The organism is Nocardiopsis sp. CA-288880 (assembly GCF_050955985.1).
GTDB lineage: Bacteria > Actinomycetota > Actinomycetes > Streptosporangiales > Streptosporangiaceae > Nocardiopsis > Nocardiopsis tropica.
The window spans coordinates 1173702-1188468 of record NZ_CP192105.1; the positions used below are offsets into that span (position 1 = coordinate 1173702).

The 14767-nt window shown below is 71.7% G+C and carries 14 protein-coding genes and 1 other RNA gene; 11 read left to right on the forward strand and 4 right to left on the reverse strand.

Features of this window, described 5'->3' with window-relative positions; translation table 11 throughout:
- Positions 1 to 5 precede the first annotated feature (5 nt).
- The 9 genes from prfB to ACQPYD_RS05255 all read left to right on the forward strand — a co-directional run bounded on the left by prfB (position 6) and on the right by ACQPYD_RS05255 (position 8944).
- Positions 6 to 1124 carry a peptide chain release factor 2 gene (prfB, locus tag ACQPYD_RS05215; protein WP_433700002.1) on the forward strand — a complete coding sequence of 373 codons (1119 nt, stop codon included), beginning with the start codon at positions 6 to 8 and terminating at the stop codon, positions 1122 to 1124.
- 413 nt (positions 1125 to 1537) lie between these two features.
- Positions 1538 to 2227, forward strand: coding sequence for a cell division ATP-binding protein FtsE (gene ftsE, locus ACQPYD_RS05220; protein WP_267948329.1), 690 nt, complete (start codon positions 1538 to 1540; stop codon positions 2225 to 2227).
- Positions 2228 to 2285: 58 nt separating this feature from the next.
- Positions 2286 to 3197, forward strand: a complete 912-nt coding sequence (gene ftsX / locus ACQPYD_RS05225) for a permease-like cell division protein FtsX (protein WP_344182442.1) — start codon at positions 2286 to 2288, stop codon at positions 3195 to 3197.
- Between the two features lie 73 nt (positions 3198 to 3270).
- Entirely contained in the window at positions 3271 to 3738 is a 468-nt protein-coding gene (smpB, locus tag ACQPYD_RS05230) for an SsrA-binding protein SmpB (RefSeq protein WP_267948331.1), read from the forward strand.
- A gap of 23 nt (positions 3739 to 3761) precedes the next feature.
- Positions 3762 to 5705 carry a penicillin-binding transpeptidase domain-containing protein gene (locus ACQPYD_RS05235; protein WP_433700003.1) on the forward strand — a complete coding sequence of 648 codons (1944 nt, stop codon included), beginning with the start codon at positions 3762 to 3764 and terminating at the stop codon, positions 5703 to 5705.
- Between the two features lie 420 nt (positions 5706 to 6125).
- Positions 6126 to 6497, forward strand: a transfer-messenger RNA (tmRNA) gene (gene ssrA / locus ACQPYD_RS05240).
- Between the two features lie 398 nt (positions 6498 to 6895).
- Positions 6896 to 7228, forward strand: a complete 333-nt coding sequence (locus ACQPYD_RS05245) for a PadR family transcriptional regulator (protein WP_433700004.1) — start codon at positions 6896 to 6898, stop codon at positions 7226 to 7228.
- Positions 7225 to 7995 carry a DUF2812 domain-containing protein gene (locus ACQPYD_RS05250; RefSeq protein ID WP_433700005.1) on the forward strand — a complete coding sequence of 257 codons (771 nt, stop codon included), beginning with the start codon at positions 7225 to 7227 and terminating at the stop codon, positions 7993 to 7995. Before ACQPYD_RS05245 ends, ACQPYD_RS05250 begins: the two co-directional genes overlap by 4 nt.
- A 145-nt stretch (positions 7996 to 8140) precedes the next feature.
- Positions 8141 to 8944 (forward strand): class I SAM-dependent methyltransferase, encoded by an 804-nt coding sequence (locus ACQPYD_RS05255; RefSeq protein WP_433700006.1) that lies wholly within the window; start codon positions 8141 to 8143, stop codon positions 8942 to 8944.
- Between the two features lie 38 nt (positions 8945 to 8982).
- On the opposite strand, the gene ACQPYD_RS05260 is transcribed toward ACQPYD_RS05255, so the two are convergent.
- A complete protein-coding gene (locus ACQPYD_RS05260; protein ID WP_433700007.1) occupies positions 8983 to 9957 on the reverse strand; it encodes an aldo/keto reductase in 975 nt (324 codons plus the stop codon).
- Between the two features lie 96 nt (positions 9958 to 10053).
- On the opposite strand from ACQPYD_RS05260, the gene ACQPYD_RS05265 reads away from it, so the two are divergent.
- Positions 10054 to 10632, forward strand: a complete 579-nt coding sequence (locus ACQPYD_RS05265) for a TetR/AcrR family transcriptional regulator (RefSeq protein WP_433700008.1) — start codon at positions 10054 to 10056, stop codon at positions 10630 to 10632.
- Positions 10633 to 10819: 187 nt separating this feature from the next.
- Here ACQPYD_RS05265 and ACQPYD_RS05270 read toward each other — a convergent pair whose 3' ends face one another.
- Positions 10820 to 11128: a hypothetical protein gene (locus tag ACQPYD_RS05270; protein ID WP_330158937.1), complete on the reverse strand. Its 309-nt coding sequence runs from the start codon at positions 11126 to 11128 to the stop codon at positions 10820 to 10822.
- 104 nt (positions 11129 to 11232) lie between these two features.
- On the reverse strand, positions 11233 to 12381 hold the full coding sequence (nagA, locus tag ACQPYD_RS05275) for an N-acetylglucosamine-6-phosphate deacetylase (RefSeq protein WP_433700009.1): 1149 nt from the start codon (positions 12379 to 12381) through the stop codon (positions 11233 to 11235).
- A 620-nt stretch (positions 12382 to 13001) separates the two neighbouring features.
- On the opposite strand from nagA, the gene ACQPYD_RS05280 reads away from it, so the two are divergent.
- Positions 13002 to 13517, forward strand: a complete 516-nt coding sequence (locus ACQPYD_RS05280) for an NADPH-dependent FMN reductase (protein ID WP_433700010.1) — start codon at positions 13002 to 13004, stop codon at positions 13515 to 13517.
- A 110-nt stretch (positions 13518 to 13627) separates the two neighbouring features.
- On the opposite strand, the gene ACQPYD_RS05285 is transcribed toward ACQPYD_RS05280, so the two are convergent.
- Positions 13628 to 14575 carry a hypothetical protein gene (locus tag ACQPYD_RS05285; RefSeq protein WP_433700011.1) on the reverse strand — a complete coding sequence of 316 codons (948 nt, stop codon included), beginning with the start codon at positions 14573 to 14575 and terminating at the stop codon, positions 13628 to 13630.
- Positions 14576 to 14767 lie beyond the last annotated feature (192 nt).

Below are 14767 nucleotides of genomic sequence, written 5' to 3' on the forward strand. Positions count from 1 at the left end.
GGACCGTGGCAGACATGGACCCAGCAGAGAAGATCAAAGAACTCGCGGCGACCCTGGCGAGCGTCTCCGCAGTGTTGGACCTGGAGGCGATGGGCACCCAGATCGCCGAGCTGCGCGAGCAGTCCGCGGACCCCGAGCTGTGGGCCGACCAGGACAACGCGCAGAAGGTGACGCGCCGCCTCTCCGTCCTGGAGTCCACGGTCAACAAGGTCAACGGCATCAGCCAGCGGCTCGACGACCTCGGCGTCCTCTTCGAGCTGGCCGAGGTCGAGGACGACGCGGACACCAAGGACGAGGCCGACCGCGAGCTCGAGCAGCTGCGCAAGGAGATCGGCGAGCTGGAGGTGCGGACCCTGCTCAACGGCCCGCACGACGAGAGCGAGGCCATCGTCACCATCAACTCCCAGGCCGGCGGCGTGGACGCCGCCGACTGGGCGCAGATGCTCCAGCGCATGTACCTGCGCTGGGCGGAGCGGCACGGCTACCCCACGGAGGTCTACGAGACCTCCTACGCCGAGGAGGCGGGCATCAAGTCCACGTCCTTCGCGGTCAAGTCGGCCTTCGCCTACGGCACCCTGCGCGGAGAGCACGGCACGCACCGCCTGGTGCGCATCTCGCCGTTCGACAACCAGAACCGGCGCCAGACCTCTTTCGCGGGCGTCGACGTCGTGCCGATGGTCGAGAAGAGCGACCACATCGACATCGACGAGAAGACCGAGCTGCGCATCGACGTGTACCGCTCCAGCGGTCCGGGCGGCCAGGGCGTCAACACCACCGACTCGGCGGTGCGCATCACCCACCTGCCGACCGGGATCGTGGTGTCCTGCCAGAACGAGCGCTCGCAGCTGCAGAACAAGGCGACCGCCATGTCGATGCTCCAGTCCAAGCTCCTCGCACGCAAGCGCGAGGAGGAGCAGGCGGCGCTGGACGAGATCCGCGGCGACTCGGTGAGCAGCTGGGGGACCCAGATGCGCAACTACGTGCTCCAGCCCTACCAGAGCGTCAAGGACGTGCGCACCGGCATGGAGACCGGCAACACGTCGGCGGTCCTCGACGGTGAGATCGACGATTTCATCGACGCGGAGATCCGCTGGATGCGCAGCCGCGAGCGCCAGGACGGCTAGGCCGGGGTCCGCGGACCGTTCCGGGGCCGCGTCCGCCGGGCCGGACCGCGTCACCCGCGGTCCGCGCCGGGGGAGGCCCCGGGGCCGCGCCCCGCAGCGGGGACACGCCCGGTCCCGGAACCGGTACCGCGGGTGTCCGGACGGGGCCGGCGGGGGTGCCGTAGCCCAATGGTGATGAGTACGACTCCGCAGTTTTACCGAAGTTGCTATATGTGAACGTTATCATCGGTTGACACCTCCGATATGCTCGTGGCTGCTGTCCGAGAGTGCACTGACGTTGCGGGCGAGACGCGATCTGGACAATCCGGGCCGCTCCCCCCTCTACACTGTCGGTTGGCCATGTGGCCGGTACGACCCGAGCGGAGTATCCTCCGCCAGGTCGCCCATACCTTCGAGAGCCTTGTGATGCGCCTGTGATCCACTTCGAGAACGTCACCAAGCAGTACCCGACCCAGAAGCGTCCCGCGCTCGACGGTGTTTCCATCGACGTGGACAAGGGCGAGTTCGTCTTCCTGGTGGGCCCGTCCGGCTCCGGAAAGTCGACCTTTCTCCGCTTGGTGCTCAAGGAGGAGAAGCCCGACAAGGGACGCGTCCACGTCGCCGGCAAGGACCTCGCGCGGCTTTCCAACTGGAAGGTCCCGCACCTGCGCCGACGCATCGGATGCGTCTTCCAGGACTTCCGACTCCTGCCGAACAAGAACGTCTTCGAGAACGTCGCCTTCGCCCTGGAGGTCATCGGCAAGCCGCGGCGCTTCATCCGCAAGGTCGTGCCCGAGGTCGTCGAACTCGTCGGCCTGGAGGGCAAGGCCGGGCGCATGCCCAACGAGCTCTCCGGTGGTGAGCAGCAGCGCGTGGCCATCGCCCGCGCCTTCGTCAACCGTCCGCAGATCCTGCTGGCCGACGAGCCCACCGGAAACATCGACCCCGCGACCTCCATCGGCATCATGAAGGTGCTGGACCGAATCAACCGCACGGGCACCACCGTCGTCATGGCGACACACGACGCCGCCATCGTCGACTCGATGCGCAAGCGCGTGATCGAGCTTGAAGAGGGCCTGGTAGTGCGCGACCAGACGCGCGGCGTCTACGGCCAGGCGTACTGACCTCCTTGCTGCGAGGACCGGCGCGGCAAAGCCCCGAAGGATGGACCTTTAACAGATCATGCGAGCACAATTCGTTCTCTCCGAGACGTGGATCGGCCTGCGTCGAAACCTGACGATGACCATCGCCGTCATCACGACGGTGGCCATCTCCCTCAGCCTGTTCGGTGCCGGTCTGCTGGTCAACCAGCAGGTCTCCGAGATGCGCACCTACTGGGACGAGCGGATCACGCTGACCGTCTACATGTGCACCGACATCTCGCCGACCAGCATCTGCGAGGAGAACGGCGCGGCGACGGAGGAGGACCGCGCCGAGCTGGCCGCCAAGCTGGACGGCATGAACGAGGTCGACGGCTACGAGTACCTGACCCCGGCCCAGGCCTGGCAGGACTTCCAGGACCGGCTCGGCGCCTCCAACGAGGCCCTGGCCGGCGCCGCCCAGGAAGGTGACATCCCGGACAACTACCGGGTGCAGCTCACCGACCCGTCGCACTACGACACGGTGCGCGCGGCGGTCCAGGGGTCGCCCGGCGTCGACAGCGTCTCCAACGACAGGGGCCTGCTGGAGCAGTTCTTCGGTCTGCTGGACGTCCTCAAGTGGGCCGCCCTGGTCGTCGCCCTCGTGCAGCTGGCCGCGGCCGCGCTGCTGATCGGCAACACGATCAGGCTCTCCGCCTACAGCCGCCGCCGGGAGACCGGCATCATGCGGCTGGTCGGCGCGTCCAACTTCTACATCCAGCTGCCGTTCCTCCTCGAGGGCGCGATCGCCGGTTTCGCCGGCGGTCTGATCGCCTCCGGGTTCATCGTGGCCACACGGTTCACGCTGCTCACCCGGATCGAGGAGTGGTTCCAGTTCGACGTCGCCCTCGGCACGGGCGCGCTGATGTACGTCATCGGCGTGTCGATGATCCTCGGTGTGCTGCTGTGCGCCGTGACCTCGTTCCTCACCCTGCGCCGCTACCTGAAGGTCTGACGCGGCCGCCGGGGGGCGGAAAGACCACAACCGGGGGGCCTCGTGCCCCCCGGACGTATGAAGGGACAGACCTGTGGCACGGGAAACCGGGCACAAGCTCATCGCGCAGAACAAGCGAGCCCGGCACGACTACCACATCGACGAGACCTACGAGGCGGGTCTGGTCCTCACCGGCACCGAGGTCAAGTCGCTCCGGCAGGGCCGGGCCTCCCTCGTCGACGGCTTCGCCCACATCAACGACGGCGAGGTGTGGCTGGAGAACGTGCACATCCCGGAGTACTCGCAGGGAACCTGGACCAACCACGCGGCCCGGCGATCGCGTAAGCTACTCCTGCACCGCGAGCAGATCTCCCGGCTCATCGGGAAGACCCGGGAGCCCGGTCACACGCTGGTACCGCTTTCCCTGTACTTCAGCGACGGCCGGGCCAAGGTCGAGATCGCTCTGGCCCGCGGTAAGCGTGAGTACGACAAGCGCCACGACATCGCCGAGCGCGAGGCGAAGCGGGACATGGAACGCGCGCTCCGCCGCCGCAACCGATGAGGCGCCCGAAAGGAACACACACGGTGTCCCCCCGTCCCCTTGGCCGGTTCACGGCCGTCGGCAGCGCACTGATCCTCGCCGCCACCCTGGCCGCCTGCACACCGAACCCCAGTCCGGAGGTGGCGGTCAGGTCCTTCCTGCTCGCCTGGCAGGACGGGGACCACGAGGGGGCCGCGGCGTACACCGACGGCGACCCCGAGGAGGTCGCGGGCGCGCTCACGGACATGCGCGAACAGCTCGACCTGGCGTCCCTGCGCTTCGGCCTGGGCCCCATCACCCGTGACGGCGACGCGGCCGACGCCGAGTTCGAGGTGCACGCCGACCTCGGCATCGGCGACCCGACATGGAACTACACCGGCCGCATGCCCCTGGCGTGGGGCGCGGACGGCTGGAAGATCAGCTGGTCGTCGAGCGTCCTGCACCCCGACCTCAGCGAGAACGAGCGGCTGGCGGTCAGCTACGAGAGCCAGGAGCGCGGGCAGATCCTCGACCGCGAGGGCGAGCCGCTGGTCTCCGCGGACAGCGTGACCGCGTTCGGCGTGTTCCCCGCCGAGATGGAGGACAAGGAGGCCGGGGTCACCCAGCTCGCCGAACTCCTGGAGGAGGACCCCGACCCGCTCCTCAACCGCGTGCGCTCCGCCCCGCCCGAGCAGTTCCAGCCGCTCGTGCTCATGCGCGGCTCCAGCGTGGACGAGAACCTGCTGAGCGAGGCCGGGAGGATCTCCGGCGTCGACACGCAGGAGGTCGAGATCAACCTGACGCCGTCGATGGCGCCGTTCCTGCTGGGCGAGGTCGCCGGCACGTCCGAGCACCGGGTGTCCGCCCGTGTGCCGGGCCCCTACCAGGCGGGCGACACGATCGGGCTGAGCGGCCTCCAGAACATCTTCCAGCACGAGCTGGCGGGCTCCGGCACCACCCAGGTCGTCTCCCTGGACGACGGCGGAGAGGTCACCGACGTCCTCGACTCGTGGGCGGGGGAGCTCAGCGGGGTCATCGACACCACCCTGGACTCGGGCGTGCAGCGCGCCGCGGAGACGGCCCTGGAGACCCTGCCCGACAACGGCTACCTGGTGGCCGTGGACGCCGCCAGCGGCGAGGTCCTGGCGGCCGCCAACGCCTCCGGCAACACCACCGACGACGCGGCCCTCACCGGCTCCTACGAGCCCGGGGGAGCCTTCACGATGGTGTCGGCCCTGGCGGCGCTGGAGTCCGGCGCCACCACGCCCGACGGCGTCGTGCCGTGCGGTTTCTCGGCCGAGGTCGGCGGACGGACCTACGTCAACCCCAGCAGCGGGTTCCTGTCCGGGGAACCGGACCTGGCCCGCAACCTCGCCTTCATCTGCAACGTCGGGTTCGTGGAACTCGGCTCCGAGGTGGGGGCCGACGCCCTGGCCGAGACGTCGCAGAAGCTGGGCATCGGCGCCGAGTGGCAGCTGCCCGTCCCCGCGTCCTCCGGCGCCGTCTCCATCGGCGGCGCCGACGAGGACGTCGCCTCCGCCATGATCGGCGAGCACGGCGTCCGGGTGAGCCCGCTGAGCATGGCGCTCGCGGCGGGCGCCGTCGCCGACGGCACCTGGCACGCCCCCACCCTGGTCCGGCAGGAGGGCCCGTCCCCGGCCGGGGCCGAGGCCCTGGACGAGGCCCACCTCGAGGTGGTGCGCACGGGGATGCGCGACGCCGTCGTCAACCGGATGCCCGAACTGCTCGCCGGCGGGGGAGAGGTGTACGGGCAGGCCGCCCGTACCGAGCAGGACGGCACCGCGCTGCACTGGTTCGTGGGCTACAAGGACGGGATCGCCTTCGCGGTCCTGGCCGAGATGGACCCGAGCATGACCGCGTGGTCGCAGTACGCGGTGGACGCCACCAACGTCTTCCTCAACACGCTGGCCTCCGGCGCTCCCGCCGAGGGGACGGTCCCGCTGGACGGGGCCGAGCTCACCGGCGGCGAGGAGCAGGTCGGCTGGTAGCGGCCGGCGGGGCGGAGGCCCCTCCCCGTCGCGGCCGGCCGGCGGCGGGTCCGCGCGGTCCAAGGAGCGGCAAAGAACGGTCCCCCCGGGCAACTCCCGGGGGGACCGCCCGCGTCTTCCCCTGTGACTGGGACCGCCACGGGGGTAGCGGACCAGTACGTGGGGCAGGACCTCATCTCGGGGGAGATCCTGCCGGTTCCCACGAGGTCGGCCGGACCCTGCCGACCGCCCCCCGTGAGCCGCGTCGACCACTTCTCGCGTCCGCGCTCACGGGGGTTCTCCGTGTCAGGGAGGATTCGGGGCCCCGGACGGGAATCAGCTTGGTCCCCGTGCCGTTGTAAGGGTAGAGTGACGGACGCACGGGCGTTCGGCGCTCGCGTGTCGGCCGACCGTCTGACGGGAGGCTTTGACAATTTCACAGGGGGTGATCGGTTTCGACTTCGGTAGTCGTTCCAGGGGAAGCGGGTCGAGGGTTGCGTTTGTGACCTCGTTAATCCTGCATTCGCATAAACACAAGTGCCAATTCTAAGCGCACTGAGTTCGCTCTCGCTGCCTAAGCGATAGCGTCTCTGTCGACCTGAGCATGTCATCGGCCCAGGACTCGGCATCAACAAGGTGACTTACCGCTCAGATCAGGCCACGGGGCCTGAGCGGGACATTTTCGTGGCTGGGCCTGTCAGCGATGTGTCTGTGCAAGCGCTGAGGCCGAGTAGAACGACAGCGCAGACTGCACCCGGAGAAGCCCTGGCTCGGTGCTGAAGGACGCGGGTTCGATTCCCGCCACCTCCACGTGATGACGGGACGGTCCCGTGCGACGGCTCATGCCGCCGCGCGGGGCCGTCCCGTCGTTCTGTCCGTGGACGCCTTCCCGGACCCGGCGCGAGGCCTCGCCCCGCGGTTCCCGGCCGGTTCGCGTCACCCCTGTTCCATGACGGGACGGCCCTGCCTGCGCGTGATCGCGCTCGCGGGGCCGTCCGTCGTTCCGGGCCCCGGTCCGCCGCAGTCGGCGGGCCGGGGCCCTTCGTGCGCCCGGACCCGTGTCCACTCAGCGACGTCACCTAGGTTGTGAAACTGACTAGGTGGTTATACTTTCTAGGTAGTGAAGTCGATCCACCGCCGGTGGCGGAGGCGAGGAGCCGCAGCTTCCGGGCGACCGGGGCGTGCGGCTCCCGACGGAGGGGGACACGCGCATGGACCGCCGTGCGAGCTGGCTCAAGGGGGTGCTGGACCTCCTGGTCCTGGCCACCCTGACGGAGGGGGAGAGCTACGGCTACGAGATCTCCAAACGCTTGGACGGGAGCGGGTTCGGCAGGATCCGCGGCGGCACGCTCTACCCGGTGCTCAACCGGTTGGAAGAGGCCGGACTGGTCGTCGCGGAGTACCGCGCCGCGCAGAAGGGGCCCGGCCGCCGCTACTACGCACTGACCGACGGCGGACGCGACTTCCTGCGGGAGCAGGGCGCGGCCTGGATGGAGTTCGACGCCTCGGTGCGCTCGGTACTCGTGGACGGAGAGACTGGATGAGCGACTACTTCGGAGCCCTCGCCGCACGGCTGCGGGAGCACGGCGTGGACGGTGAGCGGTTCCGGGCGCTGCTGGACGACCTGTCCGCCCATGCGGCGGAGAGCGGTGCGGACCCCGAGGAGGAGTTCGGTCCGGTGGAGGAGTTCGCCGCGGCGCTGACACGCGCCTCCGGCGAGGGGGACGCCGACGGTACCGGAGTCGGCCCGGAGGACGAGGCCCTCGTGTGGACCGCCGACGCCTTCGAGGCGCCCGCCCGGCTCAACGAGATGGGCGCCCAGGGGTGGGAGGTGGAGCGGGTGGACAGGCTCGGCCGCTTCGTCAGCCGGAGGCCCGCGGAACGGCCCCAGACGTGGGAGTACCGCCAGGAGGTCGGCTCCGGTCGCGCGGACCGCGAACTCCTCGAGGAGCGGCTGGCGCCCGGGGGATGGGAGCCGTGCGGGCGCTGGTCCGTCCTCTCCTATTTCAAGCGCCCCGGTTCGGTCACCACGGGGCCCGGCGCGGAGCTGGACTCCCCGCCGGCGCCCGGCGGGCGCCGCCACTTCTTCGGCCGCAAGGGGGCGCTCGTCATCGGAGCCTCCCTCACGGTCGCCCTCGTCGCGGGCGGGTGGTCGGTGCTGAACCTGGTGTCCGGCGTCGCCGACACGGAGGGTGCCGGGGACCTGGCCGGGTTCGCCGCCGGGGCCGCAGTGGGGGCGATCGCCGTCCTCCTCGCGCTCCGGGGCGCCGTCCGCCTGGCGGCGGCCCGGCGGGAGCGCCCCGGGGGCTGAGGGCGCCCCCGGGTGCGTGCCCGCAGGCCCTGTCCGGCGGTCCTCGGCCTCCCTTTCGCCGCCGGGTCGGAAGAAGTAGCCTCGTGGTCCCCTTGCCCGCGACCCGACGGGCACGCGGAGCGCCTTCGACACGAGAGTTCTGCTGATGCCGAACAAGACAGCCGAGTCCCTCAACGCGAACCGTTCGTCCCTGGCGCACAAGGTGCGCTACGCGTTGCGCAACCCCGGGAGGGTGGTGCCCCACGTGCGCCGGACCGTCCGGGACTGGAGACTGCGGATGACCCACCGCGACCACGTGGACTACTACCGGGCGGTGATGGCCTCCGACGCTGCCAGGGACCCCAGGGCCGCGGTGGGCAGCCGGAACGAGGAACGCTGGCTGGCCCTGGGGCGGATGCAGTTCGACTACCTGGTCGAGCACGGCCTCGAGCCCGGGCACCGGATGCTGGACATCGGCTGCGGCAACCTGCGGGCGGGGTGGCGGCTGATCGACTACCTGGACGAGGGGGGCTACTACGGGATCGACATCTCCCCGGACATCCTCATCGCCGCCAAGGGGGTCCTCGCGGAGCGGGGGCTCCAGTCCAAGCTGCCGCACCTGACCATCACGCGGGACCTGACGTTCTCGTTCCTGCCCGAGGGCCGCTTCGACGTGGTGCACGCGCACAGCGTGTTCTCCCACTCGCCGATCGAGGTGATCGACGAGGCCCTGGCGAACGTGGAGAGGATCCTGGCGCCGGGCGGGTTCTTCGACTTCACGTTCGACCGGACCGAGGGCGAGGAGCACCAGGTGCTGCGCGAGGACTTCTACTACCGCACCGACACGCTGATCGCCCTGGCGGAGAAGCACGGGCTCGACGCGCGCTTCATGGAGGACTGGGAGGAACGGCCGCACGGCCAGTCCAAGATCCGCGTCACCGCCCGCGGACCCCGGCCCGGGGAGGGCTGAGGCGAGGGCCCTGCCCGCGCCTCCGGCCCCGCCGGGGGCTAACCGCGCACGGCCGCGCGGGACGCCTCGTCCAGGCGGGCCGACTCCGCTGCGGTCAGGGCCAGGTCCATGGCGCCGGCGCTCTCCCGGGCATGGCGCTCCTTCGAGGCGCCGGGGATCGCGACGACGGTGTCGCCGTAGTGGGTGACCAGCCAGTTCAGGGCGACCTGGCCCGGGGTGGCCCCGTGGGCCCCGGCGACCGCGCGCAGCTCGCGGACCAGGGGCGCGGTCCGCGCCATCCCGCCGGGCCGGTACTCCCCGACCATGAGCCGACGTGTGAGGGGGAGCGAGGCGACCAGCTCCGGCCGCTCGTGGAACTTGCCGGTGAGGACGCCCATGCGCAGGGGGCTGTAGGCGATGAGGGTGATGCCCAGGCGTCTGGCCGTCTCGAGCACCCCGTTGTCCTCGATCTCGCGGTGGAGCATGCTGATCTGCACCTGGTTGGAGGCCAGGACCACGCCGTTCGCCGCGAGGCGGGCGTGGGCGCGCTCCATCTGGGAGGCGGAGAAGTTGCTGACCCCGACCGCGCCGACCGCGCCCTCGCGCCGCAGGCGTGCCATGGCGTCCAGCTGAGCCGTGTGCGGGGACAGGGACCCGCTGGGCATGTGGATCTGGTGCAGGTCCACGCGGTACTCGCCGAGGGCGGCCCGCCGCCGGGGGAGGGTGCGCGCGATACTCGCGGCGGTCCTGCCGAAGGGCGACCACTTGGTCGCCACCACCACCTCCCCCGGCGCGACCCCCCGGTTCCTGAGCGCGGAGGCCAGCGCCCGCTCCGAGGCGCCCCGGCCGTACATCTCGGCGGTGTCGAACCAGGTGATCCCGCCCTCCAGCGCGGCTCCCACGATCGCACCGGGCAGCGCGGGGTCGATGGCGGGGTAGAAGCCCTCCGTGATCCCCCTGCCGGAGAACTGCATGCAGCCGAGGCCGATCGGGCTGATCTCGTGGTCGGTCAGGCCCAGTCGTCGGTTCTTCATGGCAGAACGCCCCCTGACGGGTCTCTTTTTGAGACAATACTGTCTCACCATGGAACCCTTGCGTCAATGGATGAGGCGTGGCCGTATGCTCGGGGGATGCAGAGACCAGTCCTTCGCGACCATGTCGCCGCCGGGATCCTCGACGCCGCGGCGCCCGTGCTCGCCGAGAGGGGGGACGCGGTCAGCATGGCGTCCATCGCCGAGGCCGCGGGGGTCGGCAGGGCCACCCTCTACCGCTACTTCCCCAACCGGGAGGCCCTGGTGGCGGGCATGGTGGAGCGGGCGCTCGACGACCTGGGCGCCCGGATCGCCGACGCCCGCGTGGACTCCGTCCCCGTCCCGGAGGGGATCGCGCGGCTCGTCCGCGCGTTCCTCGCCGAGGGGCGCAAGTACGCCGCCGTGGTCCAGCTGAAGCCGGTGCGCGAGCAGAAGGCGCGGATGTCCCCGGGCGGCGGGGAGGAGCGCGTCTCCGGCCCGCTCCGGGCCCTGGTCGCCCGCGGCGTCGCAGACGGGACCCTGCGCTCGGACGTCCCCGAGGACGTGCAGTTCGAGATGTTCACCGCGCTGGTGGAGAGGGCTCTGGGCTTGGTCCTCGCGGGCCGGCTCGGGGCGGAGGAGGCCGGCGCGGTCGTCGGCTCGGCCTTCCTCGAGGGCTTCCGGGGAGCGCGGGAGTGAGGGGCGGGCGTCGCGCCGGTGGCGGGATGGGTGAATCTACAAGGTAAAGCCAGAGGGTGTCGGGCCTCTCCCCGGGGCGGTGATCGGTCCGGAGCCCATTCCCGCGCCCCCGCGGCGCCTCCCGGCGGCCCCGGTCCCGGGCGGGGGCGGCGCCGGGCGGCGCCGCCCCCGCCGGCGCGGACGCGCGTCACGCCTCGGTGGCCCCCACCAGCCAGGCGACCTTGTGGGCCGTGACCCCGAGGCTCCCGCTGCTGCCGAGGTGGACTCCGAACGAGGCGAGGAACGCGTAGTCGAATTCCCTGCGTTCACAGATCACGTCCTCGACCGCGCAGGTGGACGCCGGATTGCTCACCCGAAGGTAGGGCGAGCGGCCGTCGACCACGTCCGCCCGGACGGAGTAACGGGACAGTTCGCCGGCGAGTTTGCCGAGGTGCCCGTGTTCCTCGGAGGCCTCCTGGGTCGGCTGCTCGTCCTCGGTCTGTCTCGACTGGGCCATGGCGCAGATCCTTTCGTGTCGAGCGCGGGTGCTCTCCTCGATGCCCTGCCGCCATTGTGACCCAAGGTTATAATACCGTTACGCACCCGGATGGCGACACGCCGTCATGCCGTCCAGGCCCCCCGGTACATCACGTCGGACACGGTGAGCCCCTCCGACATGACGACGAGGTCGGCGTGGCCCCCGACCTCGATCCGCCCCGCGCCGGCCAGGCCCAGCGCCGCCGCGGGGACCGACGACGCGGACCGCACCGCCTCGGGCACGCCGACCCCCAGCCCCTCGACCGCGTTGCGCACGGCTCGGGGCAGCACGATGGTGCTGGAGGCGATCGCCCCGTTCTCCACCAGCCGCGCCTCGCCGCCGCTCACGCGCACCCGCAGGTCGCCCAGCGTGTACTCGCCGTCGCCCAGCCCGGTCGCCGACATCGCGTCCGTCACCAGGGACACCCGGTCCGCGCCCGCGGCCGCGAACACCAGGGCCGCCGCGCCGGGGTGGACGTGCACGTTGTCCATGATCAGTTCGAGGGTCACCCGGCCGTCGTTCAGCGCGGCCGCGATCGGTCCCGGGTCCCTGTGGTTGAGCGGCCTCATCGCGTTGTACACGTGGGTGGCCACCGTCGCCCCGGCGTCGAAGGCCGCCAGGGTCTGCTCGTAGCCGGCGTCGGTGTGCCCCACGGCGGCCACCACCCCCGAGGACACCGCCGCGCCGATCAGGTCCAGGGCGCCCGGGAGTTCGGGGGCCACCGTGACCATGCGCACGTGCCCCCGGCCGGCCTTCAGCCAGCGGTCGAACTCGGCCGTGTCCGGGTCGCGCAGCAGCTCCGGGTCGTGCGCCCCGCACTTGGAGCGGGCGATGAACGGCCCCTCCAGGTAGATCCCCGCGAGCTCCCCGGCGTCGCAGAGCTCGGCGAGCGCCGCCACCTGGCGGACCGTGTCCTCGGGGGTGGCGGCCACCAGGCCCCCCACCAGGGAGGTCACCCCGTGGCGGCGGTTGAAGGCGACGATCTCGCGGACGCCCTCCGGATCGGCCTCGGGGAAGGCGTGCCCGGCCCCGCCGTGGATGTGGGTGTCGACCAGTCCGGGGAGGACCCACGAGCCGGCGAGGTCGCGGACCTCGCCGGTGGAGGCCCCGGAGGAGGGGGCGTCCGGGCCGAGCGCGGCCACGCGGCCGTTCTCGACCCGCAGCCAGCCGTCGTGGACTCCGTCGGGGGTCACGACGCGCGCGTTGGTGAGCGTGACGGGGGTGTGGGCCATGTTCGAGCTCTCTCTGCGTCTGCGGCGCCCGGTGAACGGGAGGGCGAAGGTTGTGTGGCGCAAATTACATCGGTGCGTCGGCGCCGGGTGGAAGGGGGTGTGCCTTCCGCCGTTGCGCCCCGTATCCCCTGCGGAGCTGGGGCGTTCCGAACCCTGGGACGGCTGTCCGAGGGCTGGACGGTACGTCGTCGGGACCTGTCGTCGCGGGGTGGGGGGTCGGCACGCATTGACGATAGCGGCCGCCGCGCCTCATGATGGAGGCATGTCCGCCGGTGAGCTGCTTGTCCAGCGCCTGCATGTCGATCTGAGACAGCAGGCGAGCGCGCTCTGTCGTAGCTAGTGCCTTGCGGGGCCGCAGCCCCGCGCCACGGGTGTACTCCCGTGACCGTGCCCTACCGCAGACACCGGACGCTCATCACTCCCAGTTCTGGGCCCGGGCCGTACCCCGGCCCGCGGAGCCTCCCTGCCAGGCCCGACGCACCGAGTCCCGGACGACGAGGTCCACTCCCCGTGTCGGTAAGAGGAACGACGTCCTCTCCGGTGTCAGCACCCCGATCGCCGCCCCCCGACGTTTCCTCCGGTCGATCCCGGCTCGCTCTGACCGAACCCAGGAGTTCCGCATGACCCGCTTCACCGTGCTCGTCGCCGCCCCCCGCTCCCGTTCCGCCGTCCGCGACACCGCCCTGCGCGCCGCCTCCGAGGTGGCCTCCCGCGCGGGGGTCGCCTCCGCCCCCGACGTCATCGACCTCGCGGAGCTGGGCCCCGACCTGCTCGCCGAGTCCTCCGAAGCCGTGGACGCCGCCCTGGAGACGGTGCGGCGGAGCGACGTCCTGCTCGTCGCGTCCCCGCAGGCCCACGGCACCTACACCGGCCTGCTGAAGGTGTTCCTCGACCGCCTGCCCGAGCTGGGCCTGGGCCACACCGTCGCTGTCCCGCTGGCCGTCGTGGACGACCTGCGCAACAGCCACGGCATCGAGGAGGACCTGCGGATCCTGCTCGCCGACCTGGGCGCCTGGGTGGCCGAGCCCGGCCTGATCCTGGCCGACGACGAGACCGGCCGGCCCGACAGCGTCGTGCGGGCCTGGGCGGACGTCGCCGCCCCGGGTCTGCGCCGGGCCGTCTCCGTGGCCGCCTGACCCGCGCGTGCCCTCCGCCGTCGGCGGGCCCGTGTCCGCGGACACGGGCCCGCCGACGTCTCCGGCGCGGGCGGCGGCGCCGGGCCCCGCCTTCCGCGGGACGGCCGGGGTCAGGCCCCGGGCGCGTCCGTGCCGTTCCGGGAGGGGGCGGGCGGCGCGGCGTCGGCGAGGTGCGCCCGCCTGCGGCTGGTGTCGGCCTCGGCCCTGGCCACGTTGCCGCGCACCAGGACCACCACGACCAGGGTCAGCGCGAAGCCGCCGATCCGCAGCGCCAGCATCAGCGGGTCGTCGGGCAGCCGCTCCCCGAACAGGATCGTGCCCGTCACGACCATGAACACGTTGCCCGCCACGTTGGACACCGGCGCGGTGATCGACGCGCGGGAGCGCTGGAGCGAGGTCTGGAAGAGGACGATGCCCACCGCCCACCCGACCGCGTACAGGTAGGGGTAGGGGGACAGGAGCGCGGGGGCCACGGCGGCCCACAGGCCGTGGTCGGCCAGCAGTCCGCCCAGGCCCTTGCCCTGGAGTCCGGCGCTCCCCTGGGCGAAGCCGGCCGCGGCGCCCAGGGCCGCCGCCGACATGGACCGTCCGCCGCCGCCGGTGAGGGCGACCACGGCCAGGCACACCGCCACGGTGGCCAGGCTGACGGTGACGAGCAGCCCCGTGTCGGCGGTGGTCCCGGTCTCCGCGCCGTCGGCGGTGGACAGGGTGAGCAGGCCCAGGGCGACCGGCATGAGGGCCAGGGCCACGTATTCGCCGCGGGTGATCCGCTCGCCCACGACGAGGGTGACGACGAGGATGCCGCACGCCACCCCGGCGGCGAACGCGGGCTGGGCCACGGACACCGGGGCCAGGCCGAGGGAGACGATGAGCCCCACGCTGCCGAGCGCGGTGAAGAGGCAGCCGAACACCCAGCGGGGGTTGCCGAGCAGTACGCGCGCCAGGTGGAGGGGGCGGTTGACCGAGATCGACTCCGACCCGTGCAGAGCACGCTGCTGCACGCTCAGGCCGACGGTGTAGACCACGGCGGACAGGAGCGCGACCAGGAGTCCGATCACGGGAGGGGCCTTTCGGCTCGGAGGCGGCGGCGTCGGGAGGGCCCGCGTGCCGGAGCCCGGTGCGGCAGCGCCGGGGCGGGGGTCTCGGCGGACACGGGTGGCGCTAACGTCGGGATGCGCGGTCCCACATCGGCCGCCGGAGGACTTTGGACGGTTGACGACCTCCATATAACCAGTTCTAGTCTGGTCTGA